We start from the raw sequence: 17,827 nt of genomic DNA, 5'->3' as shown, positions 1-17,827 counted from the left end.
ATTTAATTTTTCGAGTAGAAGAACAAAAATAGAAAGAATAATTGGTTTGAACTCATTGAATTCAGATTCTTTAAAAATTGATATGATTTATAACTACTTACAATACTTTTTTATTATTTTTCCTCAGTAAATTTGCAAAATGTCTGAAACACCAAAATATCGCAAAATTATCCATATTGATATGGATGCATTTTACGCATCGGTAGAACAGATGGACAATCCGGAATTAAGAGGCAAACCGGTAGCAGTTGGGGGTTCTGAAAATCGAGGTGTAGTTTCAGCCGCAAGTTACGAAGCCAGAAAATTTGGCGTTCGTAGTGCCATAAGCGGGGTTTTAGCAAAAAAATACTGCCCGGACATTATCTTCGTCAGACCCAGATTTGATCGTTACAAGGAAATTTCATCCAAGATTCATAAGATCTTTCATGATTATACTGATTTAGTCGAGCCTCTTTCGCTTGACGAAGCTTACTTGGACGTTACCAAAAACAAAAAAGGAAATCCTAGCGCAAGTCTTTTGGCACAGGAAATTAGGCAAAGAATTTTTAATGAAGTAGGGTTGACGGCTTCGGCGGGAATTTCGGTCAATAAATTTGTGGCTAAAATTGCCAGCGATTATAACAAACCAAACGGACAAAAAACGGTAAATCCCGACGAGGTAGAAGCTTTTCTGGAGGATCTTCCCATTCGTAAATTTTACGGAGTTGGAAAAGTAACTACAGAAAAAATGTATCAGCTCGGAATTTTTACAGGAACCGATTTGAAAAGCAAATCTCTAGAGTTTTTAGAAAAGCACTTCGGAAAATCGGGAACATTTTATTACCATGTGGTTCGAGGCATTCATAATAGCGAAGTAAAATCTTCACGAATTACCAAATCTGTTGCTGCAGAACATACTTTTGATGTGAATTTGTCTTCGGAGATTTTTATGATGCAACAGTTGGAGCGTATTGCAACTTCGCTAGAGAAACGTCTTCAAAGGCATAACATTTCTGGAAAAACGATTACGCTCAAAATCAAATACAGCGATTTTTCGCAGCAGACGAGGAGTAAAACGCTTCCCTATTTTATTTCTGATAAAAGTCTGATTATGGAAAACGTTGAGGAATTATTGTACCAGGAAAAAATGAAAGATTCAGTACGATTGCTCGGAATTTCGTTGAGCAATTTAAATAACGAGGTAAAAAAAGCGGTGGTAGTACAGCTTAAATTTACTTTTTAATAACAATTTTGAAAAGTTTAAAATAAGGCTAGGTTATGAATAACAAGATTTTTCTGCTATCTTTGAGTAAAAAGATATATCTGTCTTCTGAATTGATTTTGTATGAAAAATAGAAATTCCGACGATCCGTTACAGCGAAATTCAGTTCCAATTCTTTCTTGGGATTTTCATTACGAATATCTAAACGAGCTAAAAGCATTAAGTACTGATTTAAAAAGGGTAAGCGAAATCTCAGATGAGTTTATCTGGGATGAAAAAACGCTCAATATTCAGGAACGAATCAAAAATGAAGTGGTTTTAATAACCGATTTAGATTTGAAAATAGTTTTCGCGTCAAGCGGAATAAAAAAAATGACGGGTTACAAAGAAGAAGAAGTCTTAGGAAAAACCCCTAAGATGTTTCAAGGCCCAGCAACTTCACAAAAAGATTTAAAGGAAATTAGAGATGCGGTAAAAAAGAAGATTCCTTTTGCCAAAACCCTCGAAAATTATAGAAAAAACGGTCAAACCTATAAATGTAAAATCGATGCCTCGCCAGTTTATAACCTGAAAGGTGAGATATCTCATTTTATAGCCTTCGAAAAACAAGACATAAGCGCTTAGTTATTTTGCCGCAAAGGCACTAAGACACAAAGATGTTTTTTAAAGAGAAAAAAATAAAGCTATCCGTTAGGGATAGCTTTATTTTTATAAAAAACTTTGCGTCTTAGTGCCTTTGTGGCAAAACATCTTTATAAATTAGCAAAGAAATCATTTCCTTTATCGTCGGTGATAATAAACGCAGGGAAATCTTTGACGGTGATTTTACGAACAGCTTCCATTCCTAATTCTTCAAAATCAACAACTTCCACTTTTAAGATATTATCTTGAGCCAAAATAGCAGCAGGCCCACCGATAGACCCCAAATAGAATCCGCCGTATTTGTTGCAGGCATCAGTAACTTGTTTGGTACGGTTTCCTTTTGCCAGCATAATCATACTTCCGCCATTTTTCTGGAATTCATCCACATAAACGTCCATACGTCCAGCAGTTGTTGGTCCGAAACTTCCTGAAGCCATTCCATCTGGAGTTTTTGCAGGACCAGCGTAATATACTGGGTGATTTTTGAAATACTCTGGCATTGGTTTTCCAGCGTCTAATAATTCTTTGATTTTTGCGTGAGCAATATCTCGGGCAACAATTACAGTTCCGTTTAGTTTTAAACGAGTTTTAACTGGATATTGAGATAATTTAGCCAAAATATCTGCCATAGGCTGATCTAAATCAATTTCTACAGGAGCTTCTAAATGTGGAGCTGTTTCTGGTAAAAATTGCTTTGGATTTACTTCTAACTGCTCGACAAAGATTCCGTCTTTAGTAATTTTTCCTTTGATATTTCTATCTGCCGAGCAAGAAACTCCAAGTCCTACCGGGCAAGAAGCTGCATGACGAGGCAAACGGATTACACGAACATCGTGCGTGAAATATTTTCCTCCAAATTGCGCTCCAATAGCACTTTCTTGGCAGATTTTCTGAACTCTTTCTTCCCATTCAAAATCACGGAAAGCTTGGCCCGCCATGTTTCCAGAAGTTGGAAGGTGGTCATAATATCCAGCAGAAGCTTTTTTAACAGCGCTTAAGTTTGCTTCAGCAGAAGTTCCGCCAATTACCAAAGCTAAATGGTATGGAGGACAAGCAGAAGTTCCTAAATCTTTAATTTTTGTGCGAATGAATTCATCTAATGATTTTTCATTCAACAAAGACTTAGTTTGTTGGTATAAGTATGTTTTGTTTGCAGATCCTCCACCTTTTGCCATGAACAAAAAGTCGTAAGAAGTTCCTTTTTTAGCATAAATATCAATTTGTGCCGGAAGATTTGATCCTGAATTTTTCTCTTCAAACATCGAAATCGGAACAATCTGAGAATAACGTAAATTTCTTTTTTGATACGTATTAAAAATACCACGGCTTAACCACTCTGCGTCATCAACACCAGTAAAAATGCTTTCGCCTTTTTTAGCCATTACAATCGCAGTTCCAGTATCTTGACAGCTTGGCAACTGACCTTCAGCAGCGACAGAAGCATTTTGAAGCAAGTTGTAAGCTACAAATCGATCATTGTCTGTTGCTTCTGGATCGTCAAGAATTTTTCTTAGTTTCTGTAAATGCGTTGTTCGTAGCATAAACGAAACATCTGTCAAAGCTTCTTCAGCCAATAATTCTAAACCTTTTGGATCAACGGTTAAAACTTCACGTTCTCCAAATTGTTCTACTTTCACAAAATCAGAAGTGATTTTGCGATACTGCGTATCATCCTTTAAGATCGGATAAGGATCTTGGTATATAAAATCGATCATTGTTTTGTTTTTTTACAAATTTAGAAATTATTTACCTAAGAAAGAATTTGAATTAGGACTCTTCTGCAGATGTTTTTTACTCTGCAGCGTTAAATTGATCAAACGTCATCTTTTTTTCAAAGTACGGTTTGTCTTTGGCAGAGAGTAACATTTTTTTCCATTTATTATCTTTTAATTCGAAAGCTATTGAGTCTGAGTGCTTAAGGATGCCCATGTCCATGTTTTCATCTTCGTCCGCAGGTATAAACGCAACAGTTTTGCAATAAAAGGATTTTGGATCAGATTTAGTAGAAGTATTTACAATTTCAACCCAGCTTCCCCAGCCGCTGTCGGTCATAGAGCTCCATTGGTGAACCAATTGTAATTCGCTGTTTTTTATATAATACAAGTAGTTGTCATGCGCATAGCCACAAGCAGGAAATCCAACGGTGATTTGTATGAATGGCGAATTTTTAGAAGTTTCAGATGTTAATCCGTAAGAAGCTGTCCACTCAGAACCTTTCTCAAAACCTTTTATAGCAACTTTAGAAGATGCTGTTTTGGTTTTATTTTGATAAAAGTCTAATCGGTATTTTACCGTAACGATACTGTCCTTATCTGCTTGCTGATCTACCAAATGCGCCAGGATAAAATCTGTAGAAGATTCTGTTCCGTCCGTGTAAATGGCTACAGTATCGGTTTTAATAATCTTTTCATCAGCAGAAACCTCTAATGTCTCTTGTGGTTCAATTATCTCGGCTATAGGTGGCGCAGCATCTGTAGGTTTTGTTTTTTGACATCCGATAAAAATAAGTAGGGAGAAAAATAGAGTGTGGATTTTCATCTTTGGGGAGATATTTTAATTGTTTTTTTAATTCTAGCGAAACCTCTAAAGTATAAAATTATGAGATTTTTTTGAAGAAAAAAGAAAAAGAAGCACATGAAAAATAAGTTTAATTACTTTCAAGGCTTCTTTTAAAACTTTAATTAATTAGTCTTTATTCTTTGTAATAAAGGTATTTAGAGTGGCTTTTTTAAGGAGAAAAAAATGTTCTTAATTTTTTAAAAAAACCAAGTCGCTACAAAAATGGCTGTAATTACACAGATTAAATCTACCAATAGCATTGTACCCAAAGCGTAACGAGTGTTTTTGATGTTTACAGATCCAAAATAAACCGCAATTACGTAGAAAGTACTCTCGGCGCTGCATTGGAAAATACTGCTTAGTCTTGCAGTTAAAGAATCGGCTCCAAAAGTATTCATGGAATCAATTAGGAAACCTCTTGAACCTGCAGAACTAAATGGACGAAGCATCGCAACTGGCAGCGCATTAGTAATTTCTTTGCTTACACCTAAATTCGAAAAGACAAATCCGATTGCATCGCTGATAATTTCGAATAAACCGCTGTTTCTGAATAGTGAGATTGCAACCAGCATTCCTAAAACATAAGGAAAAATCGTAACTCCAGTTTTAACTCCGTTATTGGCGCCAACTACAAAAGTGTCGAAAACAGTGGTTTCTGCCTCTTTGAATTTCTTTTCATGTATGAATGAGAAAATTAGAGTAAATGCAATAATGGCAATTAAGATTAATCCAGAAAGGTTAGAAGTAAAATAGTTTTTTCCGATTAAGTCCAAATGATTCACATACATCAGCAAACTTACAATTGCAGCAATTAGAACCATCAAACCAATAAGAAGCGAAGCACTTTTAAAATTGATTTTTTGTTTGATTCCAACAATCAGGAAAGCCGCAATGGTTCCAATGAAAGATGTTATAATACAAGGCAGCATAACATCGGCAGGATTACTGGCATTTGCCGCAGCACGGTAACCAATAATTGAAGTTGCAATTAAAGTCAAACCAGAAGCATGAAGGCACATAAACATGATTTGCGCATCACTCGCTTTGTCTTTTTCGGGATTTATTTCCTGTAAACTTTCCATGGCTTTCAATCCGAATGGCGTTGCAGCAGAATCTAATCCCAAGAAATTGGCAGCAAAATTCAAAGTCATGTAAGATATCGAAGGGTGATTTTTAGGAATACTCGGGAAAACTTTCACAAAAACCGGACTCAAAGCTTTGGCCAATTTTCCTGAAGCTCCAGAAACGATTAAAAGTTCCATCAAACCACAGAAAAAAGCTAAATAAGCAATAAGAGGCAAAATTAGATCGACCAAAGTGCTTTTACAAGTTGGCAATAAACCATCAGATTTTTGAAGTCCGCTGTAAATTTTTACGGTTTTGTTTTTGTAAACGTAAGTAGTGTCGGCATTAAGCGTATCACGATTGATAATCATGGTCTGATCTGGCGCTTTTTTAATGCTGTCTTTTAAGAAAGCAGGAAGTTCTTCGACGTATTTTTCAGAAACCAAAATTGGATCGTCTTTCTTTCCATTCAAAATAGAATCAATGGTATACGTGTTGGCAGTAAACAAACTGACTACAATAAAAACAATCGAAGAAATAAAAATCGCTAACCAAAATCTGCTTAATACCATAATTGTAATTTTTTGTAAATGTAATTATTTAGCAATAATAAGCATAAAGATTTTATGTAATGAGACGGTAATTTGAGTTTATATGTCGCCCAGCTGGGGCTTTTTGAAATAGGAAATTTCATTCGCTATTAATATATCGCTCTTCCAGAGCTCTTTTTGAATTTTAGTTAGGTGAAATAGCTCTGGAAGAGCGAAATATTTATAGAAATCGATTAGACAATAATTAAAAAGCCTCAGCGGGGCAAAATCTAATTTATCTATTTTTTTAAATGGACTATTCAATCACAACTTTGGTTTCCAAATAGGTTTCAAAAGCTTTAATTCCTTCAAACAAAATTTCCTTTTTCGAACTTTCGGTTTCATTAAAAAATTCCGTTTCAATTTTAGCGTGATCTTTTTTTATGGTTCGTTTCCAGATTCCAATTACTTTTCCGTTTTCTAAAATTATGGGTTTAAAAATGCCATTATTGGTAAAAACTTTTGATTGATGTTCGGTATTAAAAGAAACATCGCGTGTTTTATACGAAATTAAAATTTCATCAAAAGCGGGAAGAAAATGTAAGCTTTCGCGAAAATTTTCCTCGTCTCTTAGCCCTTGTTTAAACCAATATTGTTGACTATCAATAGTAATGTTTTCTAATTGCAACTTTATTGCGTTAATTGTTTTCTTGCATATTGTAGCAGGAAATCCTGACCACCAGGAAAAATCATACACTGTTGCTGGGCCATGACTTTCAAAATAGCGTAAGGCAAGTTTGGCTAATGCTTCTTCTGTTGACAATTTGGTTTTTGGTTTAGAAACTCTTTCTTCCAGTAGCGCATAAGTAATTTGTTTGCCTTTCATTTTACCATTGCAAACTAAACCATCCAATTCGGCATTCATCATTACAATAACAGGGGATAAATCTCCAGTTTTTTTCTGAATGTTAAGTTCCTGCATGATTTCCTCTCGTGTTAAATGATTATTTCCTGCTAGAAGTTTTTCTATGGCGGCATTGACCTGATCGAATTTCTTTTCGTCAAAACCATGCTGTTTAGCCATTGTAGCAAAAAGGCGCTTTACTTGTGGCGAAGAAAGCTCGAGCATCCAATAAATATCATCAGGAGAAACAAAATGCCAAGTTGGACGCAGAATATGAGTTCGAATAATTTGAGCTGAATTTATGGCTTCTTCTATTTCTTTTTCGCTTGAACTACAACGAGAACCAATTGCCCATTTTGCCATAGCATAATCCTGAGCTTGCATAGCACCGAAATGCTTTACAATTTCTTGAGGAGAACATTGATTTTCCTGATAAAGCTTCTGAGAAGCCATACGATAATGTGAAATTTCCGAATGATTCATTTCTAGCAATTAATTTAAACCATAAAAGTTATATAAGTTCAGATGAAGTGATCTTAGAATCTTAGCAACTCAGAACCTTAGCATCTAAAAAGAAGCTATACATGAATAATCTCTTCATCAATCAATAAATCTTCGCGGCGCAAGCGAAGAAAAACCTGCGCAACTGCAATGGTGTCTTTTTCGCAATACGTAATAATTCGATCAATGTCTTTTTCGACATAATAGACGTGAGCAACCTGGCTTCCGTCAATATCGCCTTTTGGCGAAGGAACTCCCAAAATCTTGGTTAGCAATTTTAGCGAAGTAAAATGCTTATAATCGCCAAATTTCCATAATTCGAGAGTATCAAGATGCGGAATTTCCCAAGGTTTTTTACCGAACAAATTCAATTTGTCGGGAATGGGCATTTGGTTGATGATCATTCTTCGGGCAATAAACGGAATATCAAATTCTTTCGAATTATGTCCGCAAAGCAAATGCTGAGGCTGATTAAAATGATTGTTAACCAGATTTGAAAAATCTTTTAAGATTTTCTTTTCTTCACCAAAAAACGAAGTCACCCTAAAATTACGAACATCTCCTTTGATGGTAAAAAAGCCAACAGAGATGCAGATTATCTTTCCGAACTCGGCCCAAATTCCCGCACGTTCGTAAAATTCTTCAGGTGTAAACTCCTCTTTTCGCTGATATTGTGTTTTCAAATCCCAAAGCGATTGCATTTCCGCATCAAGCGAATTGAAGCTTTCTTCTTCGGGAACGGTTTCTATATCAAGAAATAAAATGTTATTGAGGTTTATTTTTTCAATCATTTTTAAGACTTCTTAGATATTAGATAATTAGACTTGTATTTTTATGTTTTACAAATATGCGTAAAATTCTTACTATTTAAAAATCGTTAGAATAAACTTTGTTGTGCAGACGGACATTCGTGTTCCAAAAGCCATTTTTTGCGTGACAATCCGCCAGCATATCCAGTTAAAGACCCATTTGTTCCAATAACGCGGTGACAGGGAACCACAATCCAAAGCGGATTTTTGCCATTTGCTGATGCTACAGCGCGAATTGCTTTTACATCGCCCAATTTCTTGGTCTGGTCCATATAACTAACCGTTTTTCCGTAAGGAATTTCTAAAAGAGATTTCCAGACTTTCTGCTGAAATTCGGTTCCTTGTGGATTTAGTTTAAGATCAAAATCGGTTCTTTTTCCTTCAAAATATTCATTCAATTGCGAAACGGCTTCTTGCAAAACGGCTGGAATTTCCTTAGAAACTTCATTTGTTCCAACATCGGAAACAGAAATTACCGAAATACCGTTTTCATCTCCAATGATTTTGGTGATTCCGAGAGGCGAATTGATGAAAACTGTTTCCATGATTTTTGAGTTATAACCGTATAGAAGCAAAGGTCAATCGCAAAGTTCGCAAAGTTTTTTTAAATCATGTAAGTAATTTAAGTTTTTGTATAACGCTTTAAACGATTGTCACCCTGAGCGAGTCTAAGGCTTGTGAAAAATAGTATATCCCTGACTTTGTTAAGTCTAGAAGCATAAAGAATCAATTAAAAAGTCATTAATAGTCCACAGTTTGATTCTTTGGCTTCTTCGTAAATCTCAATTAATTCTTCATAAGCTTGGATAACTTCTTTGTCTAAGCTCTCAGTCTCGAAGATATTTATGAAGTTTTGTTTTAAACTTATTAGTTCTTTATGAATGCTAGAAATTTGCTGAGAGTCAATAAAACCAAGTCCCATTCTGCCTGGGTCTAAAGTAAAGTTTTCAGAATCTAATGATTTGCCAAGTATATAATATTCATTATTAAACTTAAGGTCTAATTCATCAAATGATTCTAATAATAATTCCCAGCTATAAGATAACCCTAATTCTTCATCAGGATTATAATATTTTGTCATTGCAAAATCTGCTAGTTCTTGAATATCTTCGGTTTCTAACTCTTCTACCCATTCAGATGTAAGTTCTTGTCCTGAATAAGGTGACTTTAAATCGTTTAAATTTTGGTTTATAAAAGTAATTAACAATTTTTCGTTATCTGTTTCTCCAGCAGTAAGAATGATTTCTGATAATTCTTTTGTGAATGCTGACGTATTAAACAAAAATGATTTGTGTTCCATTGACATGATTTTCGCTTTAAAATTTTTTGCAAAAATGTTTTATGGATGTGTTTTTAATAGCCTCAATAAGATGTATTTGTATCACTTTAAGTTTAAATAAGGATTTTAACTTTACCAAGCCGGATATCTTAGAGTTTAATAATTATCTAAACAGAATTTATAGTTCAAATAGTTTTCAATCTTTTCGCTAGAAACCACTTTTTTAATATTTGATTTTTCAGAACTGAATTTTGGTTCTGGCAAATTCATTTCAATCGCTTTTTGAGTGTAATAGTCTTCTCTTGTTGGATGAAAAGGCGCAACTGCATTAAAAACTTCATTCCATTTCGATTGATTTATGATTTCGTCAATAATGCCAATACAATCGTTTTGATGAATTAAATTGATTGGAGCATCAGGATTGTCTATGTTTGCTTTTCCAGCTAAAAACTTTATAGGATGACGATCTGCACCAATTAATCCGCCGAAACGCAAAATTGTAGTGTCGAAGTTTTGATTTTCTTGAAGAAGCTTTTCAGCTAAAACTAACTGTTTACCACTTTCATTATCTGGATTTGGACTCGTTTCTTCTGTTACCAAACCATTTTCATCTCCATAAACCGATGTTGAACTTACAAAAAGGACTTTCTTAACCGTTGATTTTGCTATAAACGGAATCAAATTCTTGATTTTTTCTACAAAAGCTTTCTTCTCAGAATTAGGATCGACGGTTCTTAATTTTGGAGGAATGTCTATGATTAAGATTTCGCTTTCCGCTAAAAAATTAGTTGTATTTTCAGAAACACTTTCGCTTTCAACAGTTACTAAAAACGAATTTATTCCTGCATCTTTTAAAACTGAAAGTTTATTTTCTGAAGTTGTTGACCCGTTTACTGCATTACCTTTTGCAATTAAGTTTTTTGCTAAAGGAAGTCCTAGCCAACCACAGCCAAGTATACTAATTTTTGTCATTTTTTCTTTTTAAGTTGCAAAGTTACAAAGTTACAAAGTTGCAAAGAAAATTAAACTTAGCGTCTTGGCGACTTTGCAAGATTAAAAGTCACAGAGAGATTCTTTGGTTACAAAGTTAAAGTAAATCGGACTTTGTCTTTTCCTTTTGCGCCCATTCTGTTATAAAATTTAATAGCTCTTGTATTGAATTCTGGAGTTTGCCATTGTATGTTGACACAATTGTTTTGTTTTCCGATTTCTTTTAATTTCTCTATTAAGATTTCGCCAATTCCAAAACCTCTCGTTTCTTCTTCCAAAAACAAACAATCCATGTAAAGAAAGTTCTGTGCATTCCAGGTTGAAAAATCAAAAGTGTAAGAGGCATAACCGACAATGGTTTCTTCTGTAGCCACAACCAAACAATATAGTTTTGGGTTTGGACCAAATAAAGCATTTTTTAAACCTTTTTCTTTTCCTTCAGGAGAAAATTCGGCTTTTTCAAATTCGGCATGTTTCTGAATTAAAACCAATAGTTTAGGCAAGTCTGTGATTTCGCAGTTTCTTATTGAATATTCCATTGCAAGTTGATTTCGTTTTGTAAAAAGCTGATAAAATGATAAAAATAATCGGGATAACTTTCATTGGCGCGTGTTGCAATGAAGTGCTTTCTTTTTAAACCATTTTTTCCAACTTTTACTGCTTTTAGCGAAGTGGTTTTTAAATATGGCGTAAATGCCCATTTTGCCATCGACATGACTCCCATATCGGCTTTTACCATTTCTAGAGAAGCTTCGGTTAATGGCATCGGAGTTATTTTCTTCGGACTTACTTTGGCTGGAGCCAAAAGAAACTGATGAATAGTAACGGTTTCTAACGGAAGCGAATGAATTATAAAATGCTCGTTAATAAAATCTTCTGCAACGACATATTTTTTATCTGCCCAAGCATGATTTTCAGAAACGACCATTACCACCTCGTCCTGAAAAAGCTCTTGATATTTTATATTGCTGTCTTTTATCTGATCACTTACAATGGCAATGTCAATTGTGTTTTCTAGAAGTTTTTGCAACGGGATATGAGTCGCTTCGGCTACTATTTTCAATTCGACATTTGGGTATAAAAGATGAAATTGCTTTAAAACGGAAGGAAGCCAATGGTAACTTGAGAAACATTCAGTACTGATTCGGATTTCGCCATGTTCGCCAAAGACCATTTGTTTGATTTGAGTTTCGGCTTCGGCAAGTTTGTTCAGGATTTCATTGGCCAGTTCGTAGATTTTTTCGCCTGCTTTTGTAAGTACTAGTTTTTTATTTGTTCTTAAAAAAATGGCTGTTCCCAATTGATATTCGGCTTCTTTAAGCTGATGACTCAAAGCCGATTGTGTCAAATGAAGTTTGTCGATCGCTTTTGTGATGCTTCCTTCTTCGACAATTGCTTTTATCAATTTTAAGTGGCGTATTTCCATTTTTTGAAGAATTAATACGCAAAGTAACAAAATTTTAAACTGGCTTTTGCATGAAAAAAAGTAATGCTTTTGATGAATTCTTTTCGTTTTTATGATGTTTGATGTTCGGCTACTTTTGGAAAAGTAAAACATCAAAACGCAAACAACATGGAAGCACAAATTAAACATTATGAAAACAAACTAGCTTTTGAAATGGATCCGTCTGATTTATTTGAAGCTTTAAACAATGGCGAGAAAATAATTGTAATCGATGCCAGAAGAGCTTTTGGATACGATGAAGAACATATTCCGAATGCAGTTAATATTCCGCATCGCGAAATGAATTTAGAAACTACAAGTCATTTAGATAAAGATATTCTATATGTGACATATTGCATCGGAATTGGCTGTAATGCTTCGACAAAAGGAGCTTTGAATATGACGAAATTAGGTTTTAAAGTAAAAGAACTAATTGGCGGACTTGAATGGTGGAAAATCGACGGATATGCAACCGAAGGGACAAAAGGCGAAAAGCAAGGATTGAAAATAGAATGCGCTTGTTAAACTGAAAAAAGGCAGACTTTAGAAAATTATAAGTCTGCCTTTTTTATTTAAGTTTTATTCTATTTTAATGTTGTTTTTCTCTGCAATTTTTTTGAATAAATCCTCTTTGTTTTCCGATTTCATTTTTTGGTAAAGAGCACCAATAAGCTGTTCCGAATCTTTTGCATATTCAGAATTTTCATTGGTATAAATGATATGGGCCAAAAAAAGATTATCCAATGCTTTTTCATCATCTTTCAGCATAAAATAGTTTTTTCCAGCACCAAAATAGCCTTCAGCATTGTCTGGATGATATTGAATTAGCTTTTCATAATAACTTATCGCAGTTTGATAATCAGATTTAAAAGTATAGGCAACACCAATATTCATCAAGGCAAAATTTCCTTCTGGATAAATTTCGAGCGATTTTTTGTAATATTTAATGGCATTATCATAATCGTTTAACTGTCTGTAAGAAACCGCCATATCATCAAGAGCAAGAACAAAATTTGGATCTTCTTTTAGAGCTAGCTGAAAACTTTCGATAGCCATTTTATAGTTGCTCTGGCGCATAAAATCTTTTGCAATTACATAAGAATTCTGCGCGTTTTTGTTCTTCGATTCGCTATAAAAAACATCGTCTTTGTTTTCCATTAATTCAGGAACCAGATTCGGACATTTTTTTGAAATGACACCTTGAACTTTCAAAATCATTCCCTGAATGCCTTCAACTGTGTTTATTGATTCTCTAACTTTAGGATCTTTATCTGTCAAGATCACTTCGCTCATTGGTTTAGTTAGACAATCTCTATAAACATCTTCGGTAATTTTCGAACTTTTTTCTAAACACTCGCATGCTTTTGTGGCGATTTTTTCTTCAACGGTTTGTGCGTGTAGTGCTAAAAAGCCACTAAAAGTTAAAAATAACGAGAAGTTTTTTTTCATTTTAAATGATTAAGGTTAGAGTGATTTTCTTATTCTGGTTTAACAACTGCCGGTTTCAAAGTGTCTTTACTTATCGCCAAACTATCTACTGGCACAACAGGCTCAATAGGTTTTACTGGAGGCACATATCTTTTGATTTTCTGCTGTATTAAAATGGCATCATTTAAAACAAATGGTGTTGGCATCATCCAATCATTTCTTGGTTTAACATTCAATAACGGATTGCTCATTAAATCAAATGAACTTTCGATTAAATCCATATCAAAAATAGACGATTTATTGATGTAGAATTCCATTTCAAGGGGTTCATTCCCTACAACATAATAACATAAAATTTTGCTGTCTTCTCTTTGCAGGCGATTTCCTTTTTCGCCAGAAGTTGCCACTCCGTTTGCTTTAAAGTTAAAGAACGTCATTTTCGGATTAGCATAAATGTCATAACGGTTTACTTTTCTGTTTGGAGTAATTTTGATTTTTAGATATCTATTATTTCCAATTACACTGTCTCTTAAAAATTGAATTGTTGGTTTCGGAACTTCAACAACCGGAGCAATAGCGCTATAGGTAAATGTTGTATTGTATTTGCTTGCCAGTGGAAGCGTATTTAATCCAACTGCTTTCTGATTGCTTTCGCCTAGATAAGATTTCGTCCATTCGTCCAAATTAGTGTCGTATGTTGTCCAAACAGCCGAATTGTTGTCTGCATTGTAAACATATAATAAACTATTCGATTTTGCTTTACCATATTCGTAACCAGAATTGTAACCTGCGTAAATGAAAAATGCGATAGAAGACAGGAAGAAAACAACGATCCAAGCTCCTTTTTTTGCAAATGCACCAAATATCGGAAGTAATAATCCGAACAAAAGAACGGTTAGAACAGCACTTCCGTACAATATTTTAAGACCTAAACCAACTGGGAACATTACAATGAAAGGCGCAACAATTGCTAGGGCAGGAATAGAAAATATTAAATTCATTCCTAAACTGTAATGTTGTGTAAAGACAAAGATTCCGAATAATAAGATTCCGAAATAAACCGGAATAATTAAGAAACCTGCACCTGTTAAGCTATTTGCTAAAAAGGCATTGATGATGATCCAAACTAGTAAGGGCGCCACAAAATGGTTCATCGTAGTTTTTGCCTCAGAAAAATGATGGTAAAAAGCAAAACAGATTGCAATACTTAACGTAACAAAAGCACCAATGTAAGCATGACCGTTATAAGTAAATCCGTTTAGAAGATCAGAATACTGCGGGTAGATTTCAAGAACAAGTTTCCATCCTAAAAACGTTACCAATCCTGCAATTATAAGTGATCCAAGAAGTGGAACAAAACCTTTAAAAATTTCTGTGAAAGTAATGATTCGTTTTACTTTTCCAACGAAAATGAAAATAACCAATAAGCCAAAAGCAATAAGTGTCATTGGCATTACCCAAGTAAACGGATAACTGATGAAAGTAAAAGGAGCATTGAAATAAACATCGTCTTCTGTAGACTCGGTTTGGTTTAAATCAATATTAGAGAAGTATTTTATCAAAGGCATAATGTAAGTGCCTTGATGTGCCAATGTATTTTTGTTTAGATGCTGAACATCATCCTGTTGCGTATGATAGTTAAAATGCCCATCTATAAATGCAAAATTAAAACCTTGAATATTTCCTTGTTCTCTAAAAACAGTTAAATCGGTATCGTTAGGAAGCATTTTGTAAATACTATACATCAACGAATTTGAAACGGGATGTGAAGGTTTTGCTTTGGTAAATTCCTTAATCAGAGCTTGATTTCCTTTATTGGTTTCCATCAGCATGTAGCTTGGTCCAGAAGTTCCTCTTGCTTCAAAGTTTAAAACCAAACCAACGTCTTTTGCCCAAGGATGTTTGTTTACGAATAAAGCAGCGCCGTTTAATCCCAATTCTTCTGCATCAGAGAATAATATGATAATATCGTTTTTTTGAGGATGTTTGGAGTACAAAAAGGCGCGAACACCTTCTAAAATGGTAGCGACTCCAGAAGCATCGTCGCTTGCGCCTTTAGAGAACGAGTGTGGTGCACTATCATAATGAGAAAGAAGTAAAAGTGCTTTTGTATTGTTAGTTCCTTTAATTCGAGCCAAAATATTTTTTGACTTTACCAAAAGACCTTTATCGTTTAGAGTAAAACCTTCTTGGACACTCGTTTCTAAACCAATTCGGTTTAATTCTAGTTTTAAATAGTTGGCCACAAGTTCGTGATTGGTTGACCCTACATAGTGCGGTTTCTGTGCAATAATTTCGACCTGATTTAAGGCTCTTTCGGTCGAAAATTCTGCAAGAGCTTCGTCATCTTTTGAGATTCCTTGCGGCATCATCGTGGCGTATATAATGCCAAGTAAGGCTAAAACGCAGACTATGGCTAGAATTGAGGTGGGGTTTTTTCTCATGGTAATAAATACTAACTATATTTCTTTTTTAACAAGCATAAAATAATCATTGTCCAAGGAACGATAGCCTTGATCGTACAAGAAATAATATGTATTTCCTGTCTTGGTCTGTAAAATGTTTGTAAAGAACTCAAAATCAAAACCTTTTGTTAGTAATTTATCTCTCGAAGCTTTCGATTTTCCGTCTACATTTAACTCTGCCAAAATACGGTAATTTTTGCGTAACTTGTTGTTTATATTTCGCATGAAATTCGTACTATCTTTATTTATTTTGTTATTGTAGGCATTTCGACAACTGTCTGAGCAGAATTTCTTGTCTTCTCTGCCAACAATTTTGGCTGAGCATTCGAGGCATGTTTTCATGAATTCAATTTTTTAATTTCATAAAGATCGGATCTTCTGTCTTTTAATGTTTTTACGCTTCCATGTTCATGAAGTTCTTTTAGTAAGTTTAAATCAACATCTACAATTAGGGTCATTTCTGTATTTGGCGTAGCTTCTGCTTTGATTCCGTTACTTGGAAAAGCAAAATCGGATGGCGTAAATACAGAAGACTGCGCATATTGAATATCCATATTATTTACTTTCGGAAGATTTCCAACGCAACCTGCTATGGCTACATAACACTCATTTTCGATGGCGCGTGCCTGCGAACAATGTTTTACGCGAGTGTACCCGTTTTGAGTATCTGTTAAAAATGGTACAAACAAAATATTCATTCCCTCATCTGCTAAAAGTCTAGAAAGTTCTGGAAACTCAACATCATAGCAGATTAAAATTCCGATTTTACCGCAATCGGTATCAAAGGTTTTAAACTGAGATCCGCCTTTCATTCCCCAATGGATAACTTCGTTTGGCGTGATATGAATTTTGGTATACATTTCTGATGTTCCATCTCTTTTGCATAAGAAACCAACATTATAGAGATTTCCGCCTTCGAGATAAGGCATACTTCCAGTAATAATGTTGATATTGTATGAAATGGCAAATTCCTGAAACTTTTTTCTAATAGGATCAGAGTGACGAGCCAGTTCACGAATGGCTTCTGCTTCAGACAAATGATTGTAATCGGCCATTAAAGGCGCAATAAACAACTCTGGGAATAAAGCAAAATCAGAACCATAACCCGAAACGGCGTCAATAAAAAATTCGGCTTGTTCAAAAAGCGCTTCAACATTATTAAGTGGACGCATCTGCCACTGAATTAATCCTAAGCGAATAATATTTTTCTTCAAATTAATCAGCTTCGGACTATCATCATAGTAAATATTATTCCATTCCAATAGAACCGCAAATTCTTTCGATTCTTCATCTCCTTCCAAATAATTTTTGATGACTCTCAAAACGTGAAAATCGTTACTTAACTGAAAAGAAAGAACCGGATCGTACAATTCTTTGGTACGCACCTTTTCGATATAAGCTTTTGGAGACATCTTTTTGGCATGTTCTCTATAGTTCGGAATTCTTCCTGCAAAAACAATCGCCTTAAGGTTCAATTGTTCGCAAAGTTCTTTTCTTGCATCGTACAAACGACGTCCTAAACGCAAGCCTCTATAATTTGGATGAATAAAAACATCTATTCCGTATAAAATTTCAGCATTCGGATTGTGGGTCGAAAAGGTATAATCGCCACTAATCTGCTGATAATTATGTCTTTTTTCTACTAATTTTTCATCAACAATAAGAGATAGGGCAGAGCCAACAACTTTTCCATCAACCAAAATTACCAGCTGTCCTTCTGGAAAAATAGAAAGAAGTCTTTCTATATCCTCAGATCTCCAATAAGAATCGGCCATTTCTGGATACGATTCGATCATCGATTTCTTTAATTGTTTATAGTCTTCTATTTCAAGATTTCGTAACTCTACTTTTTTAATTTTTGCCTGCATATCGTAAGATTTATCTCAAATATACAAAAAACAATTTCCATTTACAAACGCTTACAAATAGTTACAGTCGATAGTAAATAGTTAATAACCGACTGTCTCGTCTGAGCTTTCGCATCTTTGCCATGTTGAATTTGATAAACGA

The 17,827-nt window shown here is 34.6% G+C and carries 17 protein-coding genes; 3 read left to right on the top strand and 14 right to left on the bottom strand.

Annotated elements, in window-relative coordinates; translation table 11 throughout:
* Positions 1 to 139: 139 nt before the first annotated feature.
* Positions 140 to 1,222 carry a DNA polymerase IV gene (dinB, locus tag QLQ95_RS07755; RefSeq protein ID WP_482503296.1) on the top strand — a complete coding sequence of 361 codons (1,083 nt, stop codon included), beginning with the start codon at positions 140 to 142 and terminating at the stop codon, positions 1,220 to 1,222.
* Positions 1,223 to 1,324: 102 nt separating this feature from the next.
* Entirely contained in the window at positions 1,325 to 1,825 is a 501-nt protein-coding gene (locus tag QLQ95_RS07750; protein ID WP_095930259.1) for a PAS domain-containing protein, read from the top strand.
* Between the two features lie 128 nt (positions 1,826 to 1,953).
* Here QLQ95_RS07750 and QLQ95_RS07745 read toward each other — a convergent pair whose 3' ends face one another.
* The 10 genes from QLQ95_RS07745 to QLQ95_RS07700 all read right to left on the bottom strand — a co-directional run bounded on the left by QLQ95_RS07745 (position 1,954) and on the right by QLQ95_RS07700 (position 11,906).
* Complete coding sequence (locus QLQ95_RS07745) at positions 1,954 to 3,558, bottom strand: fumarate hydratase (RefSeq protein WP_095930260.1); 1,605 nt, start codon at positions 3,556 to 3,558, stop codon at positions 1,954 to 1,956.
* 76 nt (positions 3,559 to 3,634) lie between these two features.
* Complete coding sequence (locus QLQ95_RS07740) at positions 3,635 to 4,381, bottom strand: hypothetical protein (RefSeq protein WP_482503293.1); 747 nt, start codon at positions 4,379 to 4,381, stop codon at positions 3,635 to 3,637.
* A 218-nt stretch (positions 4,382 to 4,599) separates the two neighbouring features.
* Positions 4,600 to 6,039, bottom strand: coding sequence for a nucleoside recognition domain-containing protein (locus QLQ95_RS07735; protein WP_250834753.1), 1,440 nt, complete (start codon positions 6,037 to 6,039; stop codon positions 4,600 to 4,602).
* Positions 6,040 to 6,313: 274 nt separating this feature from the next.
* Positions 6,314 to 7,384: a winged helix DNA-binding domain-containing protein gene (locus QLQ95_RS07730; protein ID WP_482503291.1), complete on the bottom strand. Its 1,071-nt coding sequence runs from the start codon at positions 7,382 to 7,384 to the stop codon at positions 6,314 to 6,316.
* Positions 7,385 to 7,479: 95 nt separating this feature from the next.
* The gene (locus QLQ95_RS07725) at positions 7,480 to 8,193 is read right to left on the bottom strand and encodes a 3'-5' exonuclease (protein ID WP_320493510.1); all 714 of its coding nucleotides are present in this window, start codon (positions 8,191 to 8,193) and stop codon (positions 7,480 to 7,482) included.
* An 86-nt stretch (positions 8,194 to 8,279) separates the two neighbouring features.
* Positions 8,280 to 8,756 (bottom strand): methylated-DNA--[protein]-cysteine S-methyltransferase, encoded by a 477-nt coding sequence (locus QLQ95_RS07720; protein WP_095930265.1) that lies wholly within the window; start codon positions 8,754 to 8,756, stop codon positions 8,280 to 8,282.
* Between the two features lie 185 nt (positions 8,757 to 8,941).
* Positions 8,942 to 9,511, bottom strand: a complete 570-nt coding sequence (locus tag QLQ95_RS07715) for a hypothetical protein (RefSeq protein ID WP_482503288.1) — start codon at positions 9,509 to 9,511, stop codon at positions 8,942 to 8,944.
* Between the two features lie 135 nt (positions 9,512 to 9,646).
* Complete coding sequence (locus QLQ95_RS07710) at positions 9,647 to 10,462, bottom strand: SDR family oxidoreductase (RefSeq protein WP_482503286.1); 816 nt, start codon at positions 10,460 to 10,462, stop codon at positions 9,647 to 9,649.
* Between the two features lie 107 nt (positions 10,463 to 10,569).
* Entirely contained in the window at positions 10,570 to 11,019 is a 450-nt protein-coding gene (locus QLQ95_RS07705) for a GNAT family N-acetyltransferase (protein WP_482503284.1), read from the bottom strand.
* Complete coding sequence (locus QLQ95_RS07700; protein ID WP_320493506.1) at positions 11,004 to 11,906, bottom strand: LysR family transcriptional regulator; 903 nt, start codon at positions 11,904 to 11,906, stop codon at positions 11,004 to 11,006. The genes QLQ95_RS07705 and QLQ95_RS07700 overlap by 16 nt, the downstream gene beginning before the upstream one ends.
* 147 nt (positions 11,907 to 12,053) lie before the next feature.
* On the opposite strand from QLQ95_RS07700, the gene QLQ95_RS07695 reads away from it, so the two are divergent.
* Positions 12,054 to 12,449: a rhodanese-like domain-containing protein gene (locus QLQ95_RS07695; RefSeq protein ID WP_482503282.1), complete on the top strand. Its 396-nt coding sequence runs from the start codon at positions 12,054 to 12,056 to the stop codon at positions 12,447 to 12,449.
* A 54-nt stretch (positions 12,450 to 12,503) separates the two neighbouring features.
* On the opposite strand, the gene QLQ95_RS07690 is transcribed toward QLQ95_RS07695, so the two are convergent.
* The 4 genes from QLQ95_RS07690 to QLQ95_RS07675 are packed head-to-tail and all read right to left on the bottom strand — an operon-like array spanning position 12,504 to position 17,685.
* Positions 12,504 to 13,373 (bottom strand): tetratricopeptide repeat protein, encoded by an 870-nt coding sequence (locus QLQ95_RS07690; RefSeq protein WP_482503280.1) that lies wholly within the window; start codon positions 13,371 to 13,373, stop codon positions 12,504 to 12,506.
* Positions 13,374 to 13,402: 29 nt separating this feature from the next.
* Complete coding sequence (locus tag QLQ95_RS07685) at positions 13,403 to 15,796, bottom strand: M28 family peptidase (protein WP_482503278.1); 2,394 nt, start codon at positions 15,794 to 15,796, stop codon at positions 13,403 to 13,405.
* A 15-nt stretch (positions 15,797 to 15,811) separates the two neighbouring features.
* Positions 15,812 to 16,159 carry a hypothetical protein gene (locus QLQ95_RS07680; protein ID WP_057115356.1) on the bottom strand — a complete coding sequence of 116 codons (348 nt, stop codon included), beginning with the start codon at positions 16,157 to 16,159 and terminating at the stop codon, positions 15,812 to 15,814.
* Complete coding sequence (locus QLQ95_RS07675; protein WP_320493502.1) at positions 16,156 to 17,685, bottom strand: bifunctional GNAT family N-acetyltransferase/carbon-nitrogen hydrolase family protein; 1,530 nt, start codon at positions 17,683 to 17,685, stop codon at positions 16,156 to 16,158. Before QLQ95_RS07675 ends, QLQ95_RS07680 begins: the two co-directional genes overlap by 4 nt.
* Between the last annotated feature and the right edge of the window lie 142 nt (positions 17,686 to 17,827).

This window comes from Flavobacterium sp. B330r (assembly GCF_056824325.1).
The sequence above is the reverse complement of the archived record's forward strand: the minus strand, read 5'-3'. Positions and strand labels throughout refer to the sequence as shown.